This window comes from Tepiditoga spiralis (assembly GCF_014701195.1).
Taxonomy (GTDB): Bacteria; Thermotogota; Thermotogae; order Petrotogales; family Petrotogaceae; genus Tepiditoga; species Tepiditoga spiralis.
The window spans coordinates 1,261,606-1,283,086 of sequence record NZ_AP018712.1 but is presented as its reverse complement, the minus strand read 5'-3'; the positions used below and the strand labels follow the sequence as shown (position 1 = coordinate 1,283,086).

General features: G+C 25.8%; 16 protein-coding genes. 13 read left to right on the top strand and 3 right to left on the bottom strand.

Features of this window, described 5'->3' with window-relative positions; genetic code table 11:
* Positions 1 to 327 precede the first annotated feature (327 nt).
* Together IGS63_RS06005 and IGS63_RS06000 are read right to left on the bottom strand one after the other, a co-directional pair.
* Positions 328 to 1,638: a TldD/PmbA family protein gene (locus IGS63_RS06005; RefSeq protein ID WP_190613340.1), complete on the bottom strand. Its 1,311-nt coding sequence runs from the start codon at positions 1,636 to 1,638 to the stop codon at positions 328 to 330.
* A complete protein-coding gene (locus IGS63_RS06000) occupies positions 1,635 to 3,023 on the bottom strand; it encodes a TldD/PmbA family protein (RefSeq protein ID WP_190613339.1) in 1,389 nt (462 codons plus the stop codon). The genes IGS63_RS06005 and IGS63_RS06000 overlap by 4 nt, the downstream gene beginning before the upstream one ends.
* A 171-nt stretch (positions 3,024 to 3,194) precedes the next feature.
* On the opposite strand from IGS63_RS06000, the gene IGS63_RS05995 reads away from it, so the two are divergent.
* The 12 genes from IGS63_RS05995 to IGS63_RS05940 are packed head-to-tail and all read left to right on the top strand — an operon-like array spanning position 3,195 to position 17,537.
* Positions 3,195 to 3,593 carry a hypothetical protein gene (locus IGS63_RS05995; protein ID WP_190613337.1) on the top strand — a complete coding sequence of 133 codons (399 nt, stop codon included), beginning with the start codon at positions 3,195 to 3,197 and terminating at the stop codon, positions 3,591 to 3,593.
* Positions 3,583 to 4,704: an alanine racemase gene (alr, locus tag IGS63_RS05990; RefSeq protein WP_190613335.1), complete on the top strand. Its 1,122-nt coding sequence runs from the start codon at positions 3,583 to 3,585 to the stop codon at positions 4,702 to 4,704. The genes IGS63_RS05995 and alr overlap by 11 nt, the downstream gene beginning before the upstream one ends.
* Positions 4,697 to 5,731 carry a 3'-5' exoribonuclease YhaM family protein gene (locus tag IGS63_RS05985; RefSeq protein WP_232521142.1) on the top strand — a complete coding sequence of 345 codons (1,035 nt, stop codon included), beginning with the start codon at positions 4,697 to 4,699 and terminating at the stop codon, positions 5,729 to 5,731. Before alr ends, IGS63_RS05985 begins: the two co-directional genes overlap by 8 nt.
* A 1-nt stretch (position 5,732) precedes the next feature.
* Positions 5,733 to 7,979, top strand: coding sequence for a type I DNA topoisomerase (gene topA, locus IGS63_RS05980; RefSeq protein WP_190613334.1), 2,247 nt, complete (start codon positions 5,733 to 5,735; stop codon positions 7,977 to 7,979).
* Complete coding sequence (locus IGS63_RS05975) at positions 7,976 to 8,860, top strand: D-alanine--D-alanine ligase family protein (RefSeq protein WP_190613332.1); 885 nt, start codon at positions 7,976 to 7,978, stop codon at positions 8,858 to 8,860. Before topA ends, IGS63_RS05975 begins: the two co-directional genes overlap by 4 nt.
* Before the next feature lies 1 nt (position 8,861).
* Entirely contained in the window at positions 8,862 to 9,392 is a 531-nt protein-coding gene (hslV, locus tag IGS63_RS05970) for an ATP-dependent protease subunit HslV (protein WP_190613330.1), read from the top strand.
* Positions 9,392 to 9,988, top strand: a complete 597-nt coding sequence (locus IGS63_RS05965) for an NUDIX domain-containing protein (RefSeq protein ID WP_190613329.1) — start codon at positions 9,392 to 9,394, stop codon at positions 9,986 to 9,988. Before hslV ends, IGS63_RS05965 begins: the two co-directional genes overlap by 1 nt.
* The gene (gene ispE / locus IGS63_RS05960) at positions 9,988 to 10,752 is read left to right on the top strand and encodes a 4-(cytidine 5'-diphospho)-2-C-methyl-D-erythritol kinase (protein ID WP_190613327.1); all 765 of its coding nucleotides are present in this window, start codon (positions 9,988 to 9,990) and stop codon (positions 10,750 to 10,752) included. Before IGS63_RS05965 ends, ispE begins: the two co-directional genes overlap by 1 nt.
* A 5-nt stretch (positions 10,753 to 10,757) precedes the next feature.
* Entirely contained in the window at positions 10,758 to 11,453 is a 696-nt protein-coding gene (locus IGS63_RS05955; RefSeq protein WP_198423020.1) for an SRPBCC domain-containing protein, read from the top strand.
* 30 nt (positions 11,454 to 11,483) lie between these two features.
* Positions 11,484 to 14,903 (top strand): DEAD/DEAH box helicase, encoded by a 3,420-nt coding sequence (locus tag IGS63_RS05950; protein ID WP_190613326.1) that lies wholly within the window; start codon positions 11,484 to 11,486, stop codon positions 14,901 to 14,903.
* A 16-nt stretch (positions 14,904 to 14,919) separates the two neighbouring features.
* On the top strand, positions 14,920 to 15,414 hold the full coding sequence (locus IGS63_RS05945) for a YbaK/EbsC family protein (RefSeq protein WP_190613324.1): 495 nt from the start codon (positions 14,920 to 14,922) through the stop codon (positions 15,412 to 15,414).
* Between the two features lie 32 nt (positions 15,415 to 15,446).
* A complete protein-coding gene (locus IGS63_RS05940) occupies positions 15,447 to 17,537 on the top strand; it encodes a hypothetical protein (protein ID WP_190613322.1) in 2,091 nt (696 codons plus the stop codon).
* Between the two features lie 64 nt (positions 17,538 to 17,601).
* Here IGS63_RS05940 and glgP read toward each other — a convergent pair whose 3' ends face one another.
* Positions 17,602 to 20,166 carry an alpha-glucan family phosphorylase gene (gene glgP, locus IGS63_RS05935; RefSeq protein WP_190613321.1) on the bottom strand — a complete coding sequence of 855 codons (2,565 nt, stop codon included), beginning with the start codon at positions 20,164 to 20,166 and terminating at the stop codon, positions 17,602 to 17,604.
* 402 nt (positions 20,167 to 20,568) lie between these two features.
* Between glgP and IGS63_RS05930 the strand changes: the two genes are divergently transcribed.
* Positions 20,569 to 21,471, top strand: a complete 903-nt coding sequence (locus IGS63_RS05930; protein ID WP_190613319.1) for a 3-hydroxyacyl-CoA dehydrogenase — start codon at positions 20,569 to 20,571, stop codon at positions 21,469 to 21,471.
* Positions 21,472 to 21,481: the final 10 nt, after the last annotated feature.

Here is a 21,481-nt window from a genome sequence, read left to right as displayed (position 1 = left end):
AGTAGGAAATTCCATAAAATATAGCTATAGTAATGTATTAGTAGAAGAAAAAATAAATAAAATTAATAAAAAGAATGATGTATGGAAGATATAAATTTGAAACGCTAAAAAAACAAAGAATTTTATCATTAATTAATAAGTTTCAAATATAAAAAATGGACACTCCAAGAATCTATAAAAGGAGTGTCCTATTCAATATAAATATATGAATCAAAATATTTCAAGATTTTTCTTGTAAAAAGAAAAACTTTTTTAATAAATTAAATCTTTTGCTCTATCTATAGATATAAATGATATAGATAAAAATTATCTTACTTTTTTGACGTTCTAAATATTTCCTGCAATGTCCATTTGTTTTATTATAACAGATGGATTTACTATATTTTGACCTATTTTCATATCATTTCCTATTTCTGATACTTTAGAGAGCATATCTAAAAAATTACCTGATATAGTTATCTGTTCTACACCACGAATTATCTTTCCATTTTCTATTAGCAAGCCTTGAGCTCCCAATGAAAAGTCACCTGATATAGGATTTGCTCCAGAGTGCATACCTTCTACTTCAGTAATAACAATTCCATTATTTACTTTTTTTAATAATTCTTCGTATGAATTTATCCCAGGTTCTACAAATAAATTCATATAAGTTATTCTTCCGGAAATTGAATTTCCAGTTGGTTCTACTTTATCTTTTTTTGCTGTTTTTAAGTCATAAAGATATGTTTTTAAAATCCCATCTTCAAGTATTACTTTATCTTTTGTTGGAACTCCTTCTGAATCAAATGGTGTATTTGATATACTTCCATCATAATAAGCTAAATCTTTTATATTTAACTTATTACTTCCTATTTTGCTATTTAATTTTCCTTTTAATGGTGATAGTCCTTTTTGTATATTTTCTGCTGATAACATATGATTAAACATGCCAAGAACATCTGAAAAAGCTGAATTTAAAAATACTACATCATACTTTCCACTTTTTACTGATTTAGATCCTATCTTTTCTATTGCAAATTTTTTTACATTTTTTGCAAAGTCTAAAGTTAATTTAGAAGGATCTGAAGCCACAATATAGTCTACACCAGATCTTGGTGATGTATCCTTGGCAACAGCCATAGCATAAGAAAATGCTCCATCCATTTTATTTTCTAAATCTAATCCATATGTATTGGAAAGTTTGTTTTCTATTCCTATTTCTTGATAAACGACCATAGGAACCATTGCTATCTTTTCATCATTTGAAATTTCTTTATGAATGTTATTTACAAATTCTAATTTTTTATTAACTTCCATTTCTTCAAACTTTCCAGAATAAGTATTCATTTCAAGATACTTTCCTTTTCCATCATAAAAATAATTTATTTCTTCTGAGTCTATTAATTTCAAATTTTCATATGCTTCATCAACTATTTTTTCAGCATCTTCTAAACTTTCACTGAATGCCGATCCTATTTTTCCATCTTTTAAAACTTTTAATGTTATTTTATAACTCGATGCATCTTGATATTTTTCAAGTTCTCCATTTCCTAATGAAAGAGAAAAATTTTTATTATTTTGATAATTTATTTGACAAGCTTCAATACCTATTTTTTTTGAATAAGCAAATGCTTTTTCTTTAAATTCTTTGTATGTCATTTATTTCTCCCTCCTACAACTATTTCACTAACTCTTATAGTAGGTTGTCCAACATCTGCTGGTATACTTCCAGAAGCAGCTCCACACATACCTTGTCCTCTTGCAACGTCATTGCCAACCATATCAATCTTTTTTATTACTTCATACCCTTTACCTATTAAGGTTGCTCCTCTAACAGGTTTAGTTATTTTTCCATTTTCAACAAGATATCCTTCATTAACTGCAAAGTTAAATTCACCAGTTGATGGATTAACTGATCCTCCACCCAATGATTTAGCATATAATCCATTATTTGTATTAGATATTATTTCTTCTGGATAGTAATCGCCAGCTAAAATAAATGTATTACTCATTCTTGATGTAGGTGCAAACTTATAGTTCATTCTTCTTGAACTTCCCGTTGATTCCATATTCATTCTTCTTCCACCAAGTTTATCTATCATATAACTTTTTAAAATACCTTTTTCAATTAATAAATTTCTCTTTGTTTCTGTTCCTTCATCATCTATGTTTGCTGAACCCCATGCATTTGGTATTGTAGGATCATCAACAGCAGAAACACATTCAGAAGCCACTTTTTCACCAAGTTTTCCAGAAAAAACAGATGCTCCTTTAGCAACTGAAGATGCTTCAAGCGCATGTCCAACTGCTTCATGAAATATAACTCCACCAAATTCATTTGAAATTATTACAGGCATTTTACCAGCTTCAATATAATCAGCTTTTACCATTCTGCTTGCTATTCTTGAAGCCCTTTCACCAGCTTCTCTTGGATTTAAAATATTAAAAAATTCAAATCCCATTCCTGCACCTGGTCCATAAAATCCACTTTCACGTGCACCATTAAATTCTGCAATAGAGTTTATCATGAGTCTATTTCTTATTCTTCTATCTTGTTTAAAAACGCCCTCTGAATTTGCTACTAAAATCTTTTGATCGTAATCCCAAAAATTAACAACTACTTGTTTTATCAAATCAGAATAATTTTTTGCCGATTCAGAAGCTATTTTCATTATATTTACTTTTTCATTCTTTTTTATATCTTGAGGATAAAAATGAATTGGATGTATATTTTGAACTTCGGTTTTATCAAAGTTCAAAACAATATTATTCATTGTAACTTCACCAAGAACTTGACCAACTCTTTTTGCTACCTTTAAAAGATTATCTTCAGTAAAATCATTAGTATAAGCATAAACTGATTTAGTTCCAAGAAATCCTCTTATACCTATTCCTTTTTCTATTCCTGAATTGATCTTTTGTATTTTGTTATCCTTCATTTCAATACGATTATCATACTTATCTTCCACAAAGACTTCTGCAAAATCCCCACCATGTTTTAAAAGTGTGGAAAGGATTTTCTCCACTGTTTCTTTAGAAAGCATATAGTCACCTCCAAAATTATAATATCATTATATATAATATCACAAACATTATTAGTTAGCAAACATAACTATTAGTAATTTTTTATCATAAACGCCATAATTTATAAAAATCTTTATTTGATTTCTTAATTCTTTGATGTATAATATATTTAAAAGAACTGGAGGAAAAATATGATTAAACATTTTAGATACTCAAAACTTTCTTATTTGAAAGTTATATTTATAACTATTATTTTGTATGTATGTGGTAGTATACTTTATAATTTTTTTCCAAATGTTATAATAGCTATACTTTCTTTAATAATAACTTTTCTTTACTTTGGTATAATGATTAGAAAGTATAGAAAAAGTCCAATAATTATAGATACAAAAAATAAAAAAATTTTTATAAATACAAAAGCCTATAATGAAGAGTATAATGAATATTCAATAAAAGAAATTGAAAGTTTTTCCTTTAAAAAAAAGAAATTTAAAATTGTAGTAAAAAGTAATATTTATGAGTTTCACACTAAAATAGAAAATATAGAAGAATTATTAAATTTAATTCAGGGGGATGAAAATGAAGGATAGAGAAACTTTTGTTTTAATAAACATCGATAATTACATCAATAACTTAAAGTACATAGAAAAAATTACAAATTCTAAAGTAATACCTGTATTAAAAGCAAATGCTTATGGGCATGGAAAAGAAATCTTGGCAAAAGAATTAAAAAAAGAAGGATATGACTTAATTGCAGTCGCTTATTTAAGTGAAGCACTCGAAATATTAAAAGAAACAAAAATTCAAACATTAATATTTAACTACTTTAATCCACAAGATCTTAAAGAATTAATTGAATTTTCTGATTATATACTACCAACAATAACTTCTGTTGATTTCTTAAAGGAAGCTGTTGAAATTTTAAAAGAAGATATAACAAAGTTTAAATTTCATATAAATTATAACACTGGTATGTTTAGAGTTGGATTGAGTAAAAATGAATTAAAAGAATTAATAACTATAATAAAAGAAAATAATATACAAATAGATGGTTTTTATTCTCATTATGCTACTGCAGATGATATGGATGAATTTGTACACTTTCAACACAAAAAATACTTAGAAGTATTAGATATTTTAAAAGAAGAAAATATAAGTATAAGATTAAAGCACATGTCTAATAGTGCTGCTTCTTTATTATTTCCTGAATATTCATTGGATGCTGTTAGACCTGGAATAGCTTCTTATGGAATGCAACCTTCTAATAAAAAAATTATAAAAGAATTAAAACCTGTTTTATCATTTAAAAGTGTTATAGCAAAGTTAAATGAGTTAAATATTGGAGATACAGTTGGCTATGGAAGAACCTTTAAAGCAGATAAAAAAATGATTGCTGGAATAGTACCTGTTGGTTATGCTGATGGTTACTTTAGAAATCTTTCAAACAAGGCAGAAATGCTTGTAAATGGAATTCGGTGTAAAATTATAGGAAGAGTTTCCATGGATCAAATAATAATAGATGTAACTAATGCAAAGGCTAAAATTGGAGATGAAGTTGTTTTAATAGGAAAACAAAAAAATGAAGAAATAACTTCTGAAGAATTAGCTAACTTATCCAATACAATAAATTATGAAATAACTTCAAAAATAACAAATAGAGTAAAACGTGTGTATTTTAGAGGAGGAAAATATTTTGAGTGATGGTGTTAATCTTGGAGATTTATTTGAAAGAAATAATTTAATTAACGAAACATTGTATGTAAAAGATTTAAAACCCAATGAAAATATAACAATAGAAGTAAAATTGATAAGTAAAAGATTACAAGAAGCAAGAGATGGAAAAAAATTTTTATTAATGACACTTGGAGATAAAACTGGAGTTGTTAGAGCAGTAGATAGATTTCATGCTGAAGAATTTGACAGTACAATAAAAATTGGATCTATAATAAATGTAACGGGAAAGGTTGTTATGTTTGATAATAGACTTCAATTAAATGTATCAAGAAATGAAGATTCAGTGATTTTGATCAAAGAAGAAGATATAAACTCTGAAAAGTTTTTAAACTCAAATAAAAATAATATAAATGAATTACAAAAAAAACTTTTATCATTTATAAATTCCATAAATGATAAAAAAATAAAAAAACTTTTAGAAGATATTTTTATAAATGACGAAAAAATAAAAAAAGATTTTTTCAATTCTCCTGCTGCCATGACTGTTCACCATGCTTATAAAGGTGGATTAATTGCACATACCCTAAAGGTTACTGAATTAGCTTTAAAAATTTCTGAAACTTATAAGAATGTAAATAAAGATGTACTAATTGCTGGAGCATTATTGCATGATATAGGAAAAATATATGAATATGAAGTAAAGCCTTATGGTATTGAAAAAACATCTGAAGGGGAGCTTTTTGGTCACATAAACATTGGATCTAACTTAGTAATGAACAAGAGCAAAAAGATAGCTGGATTAAAAAAAGAATATCTTGATGAAATAATACATATAATCTTATCTCATCACGGTGAAATAGAGTATGGAAGTCCAATTCTTCCAAAAACTATTGAAAGCTTAATAGTTCATTTTGCTGATAATATAGACTCAAAGATACAACAATCAATTGAGAGTATGAATAATACTTTGATGATTGATAACGATGCAAGTTGGACAGATTTTAATAAAAGAATGGGAAGAAAATTTAAAATAAACAAACAGGAGGAACTTTAAAATGCCTTCAAAAAATTCAAAATACGTAGTAATAGTTGAATCTCCTGCAAAAGCTAAAACTATTGAAAGATATCTTGGAAAAGACTATGAAGTAATAGCTTCTAAAGGACATGTTAGAGATTTACCACCAAAAAAATTTGGAATAGATTTAAAAAACAACTTTGAACCAGAATTTGAAATAATGAGCGGAAAAGATAAGGTAATTTCTTCAATTAAAAAAACTGTAAAAGGGAAAAAAGTGTTTCTTGCAGCTGATATGGATAGAGAAGGAGAAGCAATTGCTTGGCACCTTTCTGAAATATTAAAATTGAAGAAAAATGAAGAAAATAGAATAATATTTACTGAAATAACAAAAAACGCTATAAACAAAGCTATAAAAGAACCATTAAAAATTGATTTAAAAAAAGTAGATGCACAACTTGCAAGAAGAATGTTGGATAGAATAGTTGGATATAAAATAAGTCCTTTATTGTGGAAGATATTTAAAAGCGGTAACACAAGTGCTGGTAGAGTACAATCTGCAACCTTAAAAATTTTAATAGACAAAGAAAGAAAAATATTTAAATTCAAGCCAAAAACATACTTTAAAATTTCTATACAACATAATGAATTAAAAATTCCACTTGTAAAAGAAAACGGAAAAAAATTAAATGCTGAAAAAATTGATTTAGAAAAGAAAAATGAAATCTTAGAATATCTAAAAGACAAAGAATACTTTGTTAAGAGTGTAAAAAACAGAGAAGCAAAAAGAAACCCTCCTATGCCTTTTATAACAAGTACACTACAACAGTCTGCAATAAATATGCTTGGATGGTCTTCAAAAAAGACTATGAAAGTAGCTCAAGGTTTGTATGAAGGTATAGAAACAAAAGAAGGACATATAGCTTTTATAACTTATATGAGAACTGATTCAACAAGAATATCAGATGTTGCAATGAAAGCGGCAAATGAACATATAACAAAAAATTATGGCAAAGAATTTTCTGGTACATACAAATCTAAAAAATCTAAATCAAAGGTTCAAGATGCTCATGAGGCTATAAGACCAACAAATATAGAAATGACCCCTCAAACAGCAAAATCTTATTTGAGTGGAGATAATTTAAGACTTTATACATTAATTTGGAATAGATTTATGGCATCTCAATCTACAGCTTCAAAGTATGATGAAACAACATACAATATCTTTGATAATGGTGAAAGATTTGAATTTCAAGTTTCTGCAAAAAAAAGAAAGTTTAAAGGATTTGAAATCTTTTGGAAAAGCTCAGAAACTGAAAAAAAGATAAACTTAAATAAAAGTGGTAAGGTTGAACCTGCAAAATTAAATGCTGAAGAAGCTCAAACAAAACCACCAGCAAGGTTCAGTGAAGCTTCACTTGTTAAGGAATTAGAAAGTAACGGTATTGGAAGGCCTTCAACTTATGCCACTATAATTTCAACCTTAATAACAAGAAATTATATAAAAAGACTTGAAAAAAATATTTTAATACCAACATTGACTGGTTTTGTTGTAAATGACTTTTTAGAAAAAACTTTTCCAGACATAATAGATTCAAAGTTTACAGCATCTATGGAAAATGAACTTGATATGGTAGAACATGGAGAAGAAACGAGTAAACAATTGCTTGGAGAATTCTATAAAGACTTTGGACCAACATTGAAAGAAATAAGCAAAAAAATAAAAAATGCTGAGTTAAATCTAAATTATAAGAGCACCATAAAATGCGAAGAATGTAATGAAGAAATGAACCTAATGTTTGGAAGATATGGAATGTACTTAAAATGTGAAAAATGTGAAAAAACAAAAAAACTTCCACCATACATATTAGGGGTTACAATAAAAGATAAAGTTTATATAACTGAAGAAATACCAACATTAGCTTCTCCTGAAGCTCAAAAAACAGGCGAAAAATGTCCAAAATGTGGTGCAGATTTAGTTTTAAAATCAGGAAGATTTGGACAGTTTATTGCATGTAGTAATTATCCAGAATGTAAATTTACAAAAAGTGTACCTGCAAGAGGAAAATGTCCTGAATGTGGTGGAGAGGTTGCAAAGCTAAAAAGTAAAAAAGGTAAACTATACTATAAATGTACAGAATGTGGAGCAATGTTTTGGAACGAACCTTCTAATTTCAAATGTAAAAGTTGCGGAAAACCACTTTTTTATGTTTATAAAAATAAAAAAGAAATGTTGTTCTGCCCTGAAGAAAAACAATACTTTGATATTGAGGAGTATAAAGAATGAAAATTGCCGTTTTAGCTGGTGGAACTTCTAATGAAAAAGAAATTTCATTATTGAGTGCTAAAAATGTTTTAGAAACATTAAAAGAATTAAATTATGAATCAGAACTCATTGATCCAACAGATAAGGATTTTAATAAAAAAATTAAAGAATTCGATTTAATTTTCAATGTACTTCATGGAGAAACTGGTGAAGATGGGAAAATACAAGGATACTTTGAATTAAACAAAGTACCATATACATGTTCAGAACAAAAAACATGTGTTGTATGTTTTGATAAATTTTTATTTTATGAACTTTTCAAAAATAAATTTAAAATGCCAAAAACAATACTCACTAAAAATTATATTGATCCTCCTTTTAAATTTCCAATTTTTATAAAACCAAACACCGGTGGATCGAGTAAGGGCGTTTATATAGTTCACAATGAAGTTGAATACAAAGAAAAATTAGAAAAAAATATAAAAATTTATACCGAAGTATTGATTCAAGAAGCTATAAAAGGAACTGAAATTTCAATATCTTTCTTAGAAAAAGATAATGAATTTGTAGTCTTACCAATACTTGAAATACTTCCTAAAAATGAATTTTATGATTATGAAGCAAAGTATAAAGATGGAATGACTAATTTTAGTATATATGAATCAAATAAAGAAATAAATAAAAAAATAAATAATATAAAAGAAGAAATTTTTAAAATATTAAAATTAAAAGATATATTTAGAATAGACGCAATTATATTAAATGATGAAGTGTACGTATTAGAATTAAATACAGTACCAGGATTGACTAAAATTAGTGATTTACCTCAATCAGCCAAAGCAAATAATATAGAGTTTAATGAATTGATAAAGATAATTATTGAAAATCATAGGAGGGATTAATATGGAATTACGTGGAACGACTATTATTGGTGTTAAACGAAATGGAAAAACTGTAATAGCTGGCGATGGACAAGTAACACTTGGAAACACTGTTTTCAAAGGAACTGCAAGAAAGGTTAGAAGACTTGGCAACAATAAAGTAGTTGCTGGTTTTGCTGGTTCTGTTGCAGATGCACTCTCTTTATTTGAAAGATTTGAAATAAAATACAGAGCAGCTAATGGAAACTTATTAAAAGCTGCTGTAGAATTAACGAAAGATTGGAGAATGGATAAAGCTTTAAGAAAGTTAGAAGCCATGCTCATAGTTGCAGATAATGAACATTTATTAATAATTTCTGGAACAGGAGAAGTTATTGAACCAGAAGAAAATATTCTTGCAATAGGATCTGGTGGCCCTTATGCAATGGCTGCAGCAAAAGCGTTGATGAGAAATACAGAACTCGATGCTGAAGAAATAGCAAAACGTTCAATTTCCATTGCTGGAGAAATTTGTATTTATACAAATCAAAATATTACTGTGGAGGTTGTTTAATGGAAGAAATGGTTTGGGCAGTTTCTGCAGAATTACTGAATAAAACAGTTCCTAATTTGCAAGGGTTTAGAAAAATGTTGTTCAAAGCTCTAGAACCATTGTTTAATAATGCTAAATTCTTTAAAAGAAGTGAAGCTGAATATAATGAAGACTTTAAACAAATAATTCCTTATGTGGTATTCACAAAAGAAGATAAAATTTTAGTTGTAAAAAGAACAAAAAAACAAACTGAAAAAAGATTGCATGAAAAACTCTCAATAGGTATTGGTGGACATATAAATCCAATTGATGACGCTAATCATGGTGAGATGACTTTATTAAATGGTTTAAATAGAGAAATAAATGAAGAACTTGAAATAAATGATTTAAAAAAATTAGAGTATCAAGGATTGCTTTATAATGATTCAAATGAAGTTTCAAGAGTTCATCTTGGTGTTGTTTTTAAAGCTACTGTTAAGGATGCTAAAATAAAAGAAAAAGAAAACTTTGAACTATCTTGGATGACAGTTAAAGAACTTGAAACACACAAAGAAAAATTAGAAGAATGGTCTATTATAACCTTTGACGCTTTAAAAAAATATGGAGAACTAAAATAATGATTTTACATGCTCATTCAAAAGTAAACTTATACTTGGATGTTACAAAAAAAAGAGACGATGGATTTCATGATATACTGACTTTATTTCAAACAACACCATATTATGATGAAATTGATATAGAATTTAACGAATACGAAATCTTTTCTTGCAATAAAAAATTAAACTTTTCTTGGAAACAAAATTTAATAAAAAAGAGTATTGATTTGTTTAAAAATGAAACTGGATACAAATTTAATTTAAAAATAAAATTAAATAAAAGTTTGCCTATGGGCGGTGGAATAGGTGGAGGTAGTTCCGATTCTGCCGCTATTTTAAAATTCCTTGGAAATGAATTTAATGTATCATTAAATGATTTATTCATAATTGGTGAAAAAATTGGTAGTGATGTTCCCTTTTTAATAAAAGGTGGAACAGCTATTGCAGAAGGAAAAGGTGAAAAACTAACTTTTTTAGATGAACTTAATTTAAAAATAAAAATATATCCACAAAATGTATCTATTAGCACTCCAGAAATGTATAAAGAAATTGATAAAAGTTGGAATACGTTGAATAGATGTGGAAATCCTTATAAATTGTATGAAGCTTTAAAACAAAATAACTATTATGAAATAAAAAATAATATGTTCAATATCTTTGAACAAGTAGTGTTTAAAAAGTATGCTAAAATAAAAGAAAAAAAATCAGAATTAATAGAAAGAAATAAAAATGAACTAATAATGATGAGTGGAAGCGGAAGCACTATCTTTGAAATCGTGAGGTGAAAACTATGGACTTTTCTCACATAACAATTAAAGTAAACGATCTTTCAAAATCAATAGAATTTTACTCAAAGTTTGGTTTTAATGTTTTATTTAAAATGGACGATCAAGCTTTAATTCAAAATGAAAATGTGAATATACTGTTGAGAATGTTTGGGGAAAATGAAATATCTTTTTATGATGAAAATTATGTTGAAAAAGAAGTCTATAACGATCCATCAGGAACTAAAATAGAATTTTCTAATAAAAGAATTCAAAAATATAATTATCCACCAACAATTGCTGCCAAATTAATAAAAGCAGATTTAAAAAAAGTATGGGATACTTTTGTAAATCCAAATGGATGGGATGAATGGTTTACTAATGGCATGACAATGGTCTTAAAAGAAGAAGGAAAAATGAAAATTAGATGGTTTGATCAAACTTATGGAGAAGAAGTATTAGATGAAGGAATAATTCATACATTGATTGAACATAATAAAATAGTTTTTAGCTGGAACAAGTATGGTGATATATACAAATCAATGGTGACTATGAGATTTTTTGAAGCTCAAATTGGTGGAACATGGATTTATGTTGAAGATGAAAACTTAGTTACCAATGAAGAAGAGTTTAAAATAAAATTAGACTGTGCTGTTGGTTGGGGTGAGATGTTGACTCTTGCAAAGTTTTGGATTGAAAAAGGCATAAGTATCTTTAAATAACATAATAAAAAAATAAAATGAGGGATTTTTATGGGAAAAAGAATTATTTTTGGTAAAACATGGTGGGGGAAAAAATGGGTTGAAGCAATAAAAAAAATTGATATGAATACAAATAGACTTCCACGTGGAAAAACTTATGCTAATAAAAAACTTGTTTTAGAAATAAAAATAAATAAAGAATTTGATATCATCGCTAAGGTTCAAGGAACAAGACCAAAACCTTACAATGAAAAAATATCTTTAAAAAATTTTTTAACTAAAGAAAAAAATAAAATAAAAGAGCTTTTAAATAGTAGACCTGACTTATCTTCTCAATTAATAATTGGTGTTATGCCAGAAGAACTGCTTTCTATTTTAGAAAATGAACATATATACTTATTTCCAAAATCTTGGAAAGAAATTGATTCTCATTGTTCGTGTCCAGATTGGGCAAATCCTTGTAAACATCTCGCTGCTGTATACTATATTATTGCAAATGAAATAGATAAAGATCCATTTTTAATTTTTGAAATGCATGGTTTAAAAAAAGATGAATTAATATCATTTGCAAAAACAAACTCAAATATTCAAGATAAAATCTTCATTCCAATAAACACTAATGAAAAAATTAAAGAATTTAAAGAACCAATTGTTGATTTTTCTTCTCAAATAGATAATATAATAAAAATGCTTCCAAATGAAACCTTATTCTTTAATGGAAACTTTAATGAACTTTTATTTAATACTGTATATGAAACAACAATAAACTATATAAAAAATTTAAAAATTAAAGAAAATAAAAGTACTTACTTTAAAGATACTTCTTTTAAAGTAATATACTCAGAACTGAATCCAATAATTAAAATAAAAAATAATCCATTTAATAAAAAAAGCAAATTATCCTTTCAAGATTTGTACAACAACTTTGAAAGTATTCCTTTGACTATAAATAATTTTGATAATGAGTATTCTGTTTTTTTCAAAAAAATATTAAGTTTTACATATAATCTTGTTTTAAATAAATTGTTTATTCCAAAACCTGTTTCCATAAGCAATAATGAATTTTATATAAAATATAATCCTTTAACATATGGATTAAAAGAGTATATTAAATACTTAATTAGTATACTTCCAAATAATTTTATAGTAACTGAAAATGAAAGTTTAACTATGAAAAAAGATAGTTCTATTGAATACATAATTTCTTTAATATTAAAAGAAATTATAAAAAAAGCTTGTAAAGACTTGACATTTGATAAGCTATTGAATACTTTTATAACTGATGATATATATAATGCCGAAAAGTTTGAAGAAAAACAAACCTTTAATGCTCTTAAAAATTATTTTGAACCTTTTTATTTGAAGAATATAAGATACTCTTTACTTATAAAGATATATCCTTTTATAAAAGATCATTATGTAATGGAATTATACGTTCAAGACAAAAAAGATCCTTTAAAAGAAGGAATTCCATTAAACAAATTTTTATCTTTAAAAAAATATGAAAAATTTAAGATTGATATAGTAAAACAAATTGGATTTATTTCTTCAAAGTCATACGATGGAGCAAAAATATTAAAAAATGAATCCGTACAAATAACTCCCAAAGAATTGAGTGATTTTTTCACAAACACACTGCCAGTATTAGAATTATTCAACGTAGATATTATATTACCAAAAGAAATGAAAAAAATCTTAACTCCATCAGCTATTTTACAAGTAAAAACAGATAAAAATATAAAAAGCTATATAAACTTAAATGAATTAATTAAGTTTGAATGGAAAATAGCACTTGGAGATACAACTATAAGTTATGATGAATTCCTTAAATTAACTAAAAAATCAAAAGGTATTATTAAGTTCAAAGATATGTATATAAAAATTGAACCTGAAAAACTTTTAAAGATTTTAAAAAAAATAGATGAAGATATTAATATAAATTCACAGTATGAATTAATGAGTGCATTATTGACGGAAGAACTAAATGGGATAAAATTGTTCTTTGATGATGAAGTTAAAAAGATTTTAGAAAACTTAAAAAAACCAAAAAATATACGACAACCATCATCATTAAATGCTACTTTGAGAACTTATCAAAAAAAAGGCTATAGATGGTTATATACAAATAGTGAAAATGGATTTGGATGTTGTTTAGCAGATGATATGGGGCTTGGAAAGACAATACAAACTATTTCTTTATTATTAAAACAAAAAGAGTTAAAAAAATTAAAGTCTCCTGCTTTGATTATTTGCCCTACTTCTTTAATAGGAAATTGGGAAAATGAATTAACAAAGTTTGCACCGCTATTAAAGTATCATATTTATTATGGAGGTGCACGTGAGCTAAAAGAAAATGTAGATGTTTTAATAACCTCTTATGGATTAATAAGAAGAGATGTTGAAAACTTTAAAAAAATAAATTGGTCTTATATAGTAATAGATGAAGCTCAAAATATTAAAAATCCAAATACAAAACAAACAAAATCAGTTAAAAGTTTAAATGGAAATAAAAAAATTGCTTTAACTGGAACTCCAATAGAAAATAAATTATTAGAACTTTGGAGCATCTTTGATTTTTTAATGCCTGGTTATCTTGGAAAAAATGAAACTTTTAAAAACAATGTAGCAAAGCCAATAGAAAAGTTTAATGACATATCAAAAATGGAAAACTTAAAAAAAATAATAACTCCTTTTATCTTAAGACGCTTAAAAACAGATAAAAGTATAATAAAAGATTTACCAGAAAAAATAATTTTTGATCAATATGTTTATTTAAAACCACAACAAATAGCTTTATACAAAGAAACATTAAACTTAGTTGATGAAATTTTAAAAAGTAGTGGTATAGAAAAAAAAGGAATGATATTAAAATTAATAACCTCATTAAAGCAAATCTGTAATCATCCTTCACAGTATTTAAAATCCAGTGAAGCTGAATCAAACGATTCAGGAAAAACAGAAAAATTAATATCTATTTTAAATAATATTTTAGAATCAAATGAAAAAGTTTTAATCTTTACTCAATATAAAGAAATGGGCATTATATTGGAAAAGTTAATAAAAAAAGAATTGAAAACAAATTCATTGTTTTTTTATGGATCTTTATCAAGAAAACAAAGAGACCAAATGGTAGAAGACTTTCAAACTAAACATCAATTTCCAATAATGATAATATCCTTAAAAGCTGGAGGAACTGGATTAAATTTAACTAACGCATCACATGTAATTCACTATGATCTTTGGTGGAATCCAGCTGTAGAAAATCAAGCAACAGATAGAGCCTATAGAATTGGTCAAAAGAAAAATGTTATAGTACACAGAATGATTACTAAAAATACCTTTGAAGAAAAAATAAATGAAATTTTAAAAAGTAAAAATGAACTAAGTAAAAACATATTGAATTTTAGTGAAAAATGGATTACAGAATTTTCAGATAAAGAATTAAAAGAAATATTCAAACTAAAACTATAAAGCGAGGTATACTTTTATGGATATTTATGAAATATTAAAAGAGTTAAATATTAATTATAAAAAATATGATTATGATAAAAATGCTAAAACTTGTGAAGAAATAACTAATTTATTACCCAAAGATATGCCTGGAGTTAGAACTAAAAATTTACTTTTGAAAATAAAGAAAAAAGATGAATATATTATGGTCATGGTCGATGAAAATAAAAAAGTTGATCTAAAAAAATTATCAAAAAAACTTCAAGTTAAAAATTTGAGCTTTGCTTCAGAAGCACAGTTAAAAGAGTTGTTTGATATAGAGTTAGGTTCTTTATCTTATATAGCATTTTTAAACTATAAAAAAGATAATTTTAAAGTAATTATAGATAAAGAAATGTGGGAAAGCAATGAAGAATTTGATAGTCATCCAAATAAACTTGGAACAGTTTTACTATTAAAAAAAGAAGACATAATTAAAATTTTTAAACACGCCAAAGTATTTCCAGAATATATGGAATTTGAAGGAAAGTAATTTAAAAGCCGATAATATCTTGAGGTGATTTTATGAATGAAATTAATTCGCAAGTTAAAATAAATATACCAATAAAAAAAAATTCTAATAATGTATATTCTAAAAAGCTTCAAGGAAAGGTAGTTTATTCTGATAATAAATTAAATATAGTAAATGCTGGGGGTAAACTTTATATATTAGATAGCAATGGAAAAAAGCTTCCAGAAGGAAGTATTGTAAATTTACTTTTCAATACTTCAAATGATTTAAAAGAATTAAAAAATGCTATTTTTACAAAAGCGCTTGGTAACTTAACTAATAATACACTCCATATAGAAATTTTTAAAAATCTTTCATTCAATATAGATATTTCAAATATTCCAAACATTCAAAAGAGTAAATTATTAATGTGGATCTCAGAATTTTCTGAATCACTAAAAGAAAATTTTTCTAAAAACAACTTAGAAAATACTAATATAGAAAAACTTTTAGAAAATATAACCCCTGAAAAGCAAAAACAAGTTAAAGGATTTATTCGTTCTATAATAGATGAATTTTCAAAAAGCTTTTTAAAATCAAAATTAGTTCATCCATCACCAAATTTTATTGCAAAAAAAGTTGAACAAATAATAAAAAATTTTATTTCACCTAAAAAAGAAATTAATAAAAACTCATTAAATAATAATTCATTAAATACAGAATTATTAAAAAAAGATACTTCAAAAGAAAACAATAATACTTCATTAAATAAAAAAAATATATTAGAAAATGACAATAATGAAGGTATAATAAAAAATAAAAAATTAAATAAAAATCTTGAAAAAAATATTCTTAAAAATGATGATAACTCAAAGCAACAAATAAATAAAAAAAATACATTTGAATTTACTGAATCTAAAAAACAAAAAATTGAAACTTTTAATGAAGGAAAAAAGATATTAAAAGAAGAAATTAATAAAACTGGGAAAAATATTTTTAAAAACAATAATATTATAAGTAATAAAGATACAAAAGAAACAAAAACTAATGAGTATCAAAAACAAAATAATATAGTATTAGAAAAAAACAAAAACAATCAAAATATTTTTAAAAAAAATATTCAACAAATTAATAATCAAAATACTAATAATCAAAGTATTAAAACTGTTAATAAATCAATAATTAATGAAAAAAATATTTTAAAAAATAAAAACCAACTAAATGAAAAAATACAAGACAATAAATTTTTGAATATTAACAAAAAAAGTAATGAAGAAATAAGTAAAATATCAATAAAAGAAAATAACATAAAAAAATTAAAAAGACTTATACGATTACCTTCTTTTAAAAAATACAAAAGTATTATTAATAAAAAAAATATCAACTTAAAAAAAATAATTCCACACAAAAATACTACATTAGTAAAAAATTCTAAAAAATATATAATTCAAAAAAATGTTAAATTCAAAAAAATTATAAATAAACAAAGTTCTAAAAATCAATCTTCTAAAAAAAAGTATATAAAACAAAAACTCATTCAAAAAAATAAAATTAAAATTAAAAATCAAAAAATAACTACTTTAAAAGATAAAAACTTCAAATTAAATCTTGAACAACATTTAAAAAAACAAAATATTGTAAAAACAAATACTTTGAAACAAAAAATTTTTAAAAATGACTCTATAAATGAAAGATTAAATTTCGAGCAAGTTAAGAAAAAAGACGAAGAACAAGTACAAACATTATTTAAAAAAAATATACTCACATTAAACAAAACTATGGAAAAAGCAGTTTCAGCCTACAAAACTATGGAAAATTCTAAAAATATAAATGATACTTCATATATGATGTTTAATATGCTTGGAGTACCTGTATTTATGAGTTTTAAAAAAGGTAATGAAATACACAATAACAAAGAAAATTCTTCAAACTATGGAAAATTAAGATTAGTTCTTCCAACCGAAACTTTTGGAATAACAGATATAAACATGTATATTTCTGAAAAAGATGTAATATTAAAAATTGGACTTGATAAAAATGAAGAAATTTTTAAATCAGATTTAGATAAATTATCAACCAACATTGAAAAACTTGGTTACAAACTAAACTCATTAAATATTTATAAAAATGAAAAAGATATAACAGTAAAAGAAAATATTTTTTAGAATATTTTTATTTAGAATATTTTTAAAAAAAGTGATTCCATTCGGAATCACTTTTTTATATTTATTACATAGGATACTTTACTAAGTTCATTAAATAATTTCTATGTGGCATATAAGGATGACTTGCAGAAACTCTAACATTGTATCCATATTGGCCTCTATCTTCTATTTCAAAACTACCTCTATATAAATAAGTATCTTGTTGAATTTCTTTTATCATCTTTAAATCATATGTTTTTAAACTTATTACTTTATCATCTTCGAGTTTAGCTACAACTATTTCTGGTTCTATTGAATCTGGTCCTATTCCTGGTAAATATATTTCTGACTCTATTTCTATTATTTTTCCAACTTCAAGTGTTTCTGAAAAATCTTGATTAGAAGTTACTTTTATTTTTATTGAATTCCAATTTCTTTCTAATATGTCTCTCCAATTTGCAAAATCTTTTGCTACTTCAAAATTATCTTTTACGAACTTATTGTTTTGAACTTGTGCTGGCATATATAATTTTTGTGTATATTCTTTAACCATTCTTGAAGTATTAAAAAAAGATGCAACTGATCTTATTGATTCTTTCATAACTTTAATCCAATTTACTGGAATATCTTCTTTTCTATTATCATAATACATTGGTACTATCTCTTTTTCTAATGTATTATACATTGAAACACTATCAATATTATCTTGTAATTCTAAATCTGTATAATCTCTATTATCGCCTATTGCCCATCCGTTTTTCTTATTATATCCTTCAACCCACCAGCCATCAAGAACTGAAAAATTCATTGCACCATTCATTCCTGCTTTTTCTCCTGATGTTCCTGATGCTTCATGAGGTCTTCTTGGATTGTTAAGCCAAATATCAACACCTGAAACAAGATGTCTTGCAAGATTCATATCATAATTTTCTACTATAACTATTCTATTTTTAAACTGCTCCATTCTTGAAATTTCATATATTCTTTTTATAAACTCTTGTCCAGGCTTATCAGCTGGATGTGCTTTACCAGCAAAAATTATTTGAACTGGTCTTTCTGGATTATTTAGTATTTTTTCAAGTCTTTGTAAATCTCTAAATATTAATATTGCTCTTTTATAAGTTGCAAATCTTCTTGCAAAACCTATAGTTAATGCTTTTGGATCTAAAATATCTTCTATACTTTCTAATTCTTCAACAGTTTCACCATGTCTTGATCTTTGTGTTTTTAATCTTTCGTGTAAATGATTAATAAGTTTTAATTTTAGTTTTTGATGCTTTTCCCATAATTCTTTATCTGATATTTTTTCAATTTTAGCCCACATATCTGGATCGTCTATTTCATTATTCCAGTTTTCACCAAACTCTTCTTTAAACAGTTTTTGTAAGTCATCTGCTATCCAAGTTTCACTATGAACTCCATTAGTTACATGAGTTATAGGTACTTCAACTGCTTCTATACCATTCCATACATGTTTCCATAAGTTTCTTGATACTTCACCGTGGAGTTTTGAAACACCATTTGCTCTTCCCGCAAGAGAAAGTGCCAATATTGTCATTGAAAACATTTCAGATCCATCTGGTCTAGCTTCTAATCCTAATTGCATAAACTCTGGTCTTGTTGCTTTTAATGTTGGCCAATAATTACCAAAATATTTATCCATTAAATACAAAGGAAATGCATCGTTTCCAGCAGGAACCGGTGTATGTGTTGTAAAGATTGATCCAGCTCTAACAACTTCTATTGCTTCTTTAAAAGTTAAATTATTACTTTGTATTAATTCTCTCATTCTTTCAAGATTTAAAAATGCAGCATGACCTTCATTCATATGCCAAACAGAAGGATTTATATCTAATTTTCTTAATGCTCTAACTCCTGCAATACCAAGAAGCATTTCTTGTCTTATTCTCATTTCTTGGTCGCCACCATACAATCTTGAAGTTAACCATCTTTCATCTGGATCATTTTGAGGTATATCTGTATCTAATAAATATACCTTTACTCTTCCAACCTTTAATTCCCAAACTTTCACGAATACTTTTTTACCTGCTATATCTATATCAACATAAACTTCTTCTCCATTTTTATCTTTTGCAGGATCAACAGCAAGATCTGCAAAATCATAACTTTCATATATGCTTTCTTGCCAACCTTCATTATTTATTTTTTGTTGAAAATAACCTTGTCTATATAAAAATCCAACACCAATATATGGTATTCCTATATCACTTGCAGATTTAACATGATCTCCAGCTAATATTCCTAAACCTCCTGAATAAATAGGTAAAGATTCATGTATTCCATATTCAGCACAAAAATAAGCAATTTCTCCACCTTTATAATTTTTGTGTGTTTTATTAAACCATGTATCATCCGTGTTCATATAATTTTCAAATGTTTTCATCACATAATCATATAAATTCAAAAACTCTTCATCATTCAAAACAGAATCTAATTTTTTTTGGCTAACATTCTTTAAAAAAACTACTGGATTTCTATTTGTTGAAATCCATAAATCTAAATCAATTATTTCAAATAACTTCTGTGAATCATAGTTCCATGTCCACCACATATTTTTTGAAAGAACTTTTAATCCTTTTATTCTTTCAGGAAGCTTTGGAATTGCTGTAACTTTACTTAAAAAATTCATTATTCTTCCTCCCTCCGGATAATTTATGAAATTGTTTTCATAGTAATTATACCAAAAACTTATTACTAAAATCAAGGTATTTTAAAGATTTTTTATTTTTTTTACTTATATTTGTGTTCTTTTACAAATAATCACTCATAATCACTACATCATACTAAAATATAGGCTTTTTTAATTCTTAATTTTTTCATAAAAAAACGTTCATATATTAAAATTATACCAGAAAAAATTATTTTTTATCTTGTTTTAATATTTTATTTTTTTATTATACATACTTTATTTTTTAAATTGTCCATTGAATTGGTGGTAAATTATGATGACATTTTTGTGAAAAAGTGATATAATATAAATTGAGCATTTGTGAAATTTGCTCAAAATTATCTATAGTAAGGGGGAAAAATCATGGAAATAAACAATGTAATGGTAGCTGGTGCTGGTGTGTTGGGGGCACAAATAGCTTGGCAAGTAGCATTTAATGGTTTTAATGTAGTTGTTTATGATGCCTTTGAAAAAGGACTTGAAGGCGGAAAAGAATTTCATAAAAAATTTGCTAAATTATTTGAAGAAAAAAAAGGAGCAACTAAAGAGCAAATTGACTCAACTCTTTCTCGTTTGTCTTACACAACAAATTTAGAAGAAGCCGTTAAAAATGCTGATTTAGTAAGTGAATCTATTCCAGAAGTATCTGAAATAAAAAAAACATTTTATTCTAATTTATCTAAAGTTGCTCCAGAAAAAACCATTTTCACAACAAATTCTTCAACAATGTTGCCCAGTATGTTTGCTAATGAAACAAAAAGACCAGAAAAATTTTTAGCTCTACACTTTGCAAATCCGGTTTGGGATGCAAACATTGGAGAAGTAATGATGCATGATAAAACAGATAAAAAATATTTTGACATAGTTTTAAATTTTGCTAAAGATATTGGTATGATTCCTATACCAATTTATAAAGAACAACCTGGTTATGTTTTAAATTCCCTTTTAGTTCCATTATTAAAAGCTGCAAGAACTCTTATTTTCAAAGGTATTTCTGATCCTCAAAGTGTTGATAAAACATGGATGATTAGTACAGGAGCAAAAATAGGTCCTTTTGGTATAATTGATATGGTTGGTATGGATACAGTTTACAATATTGCTTTAAGAAATGGTACCATTGGTAATGATACTGAATCATTAAAAATGGCTGAATATTGTAAGAAAAATTATATAGATAAAGGGAAAAAAGGTATTAAAACTGGTGAAGGATTTTATAAGTATCCAAATCCAGCTTATCAAGATCCTAATTTCTTAATAAATAACTAAAAACTCCAGT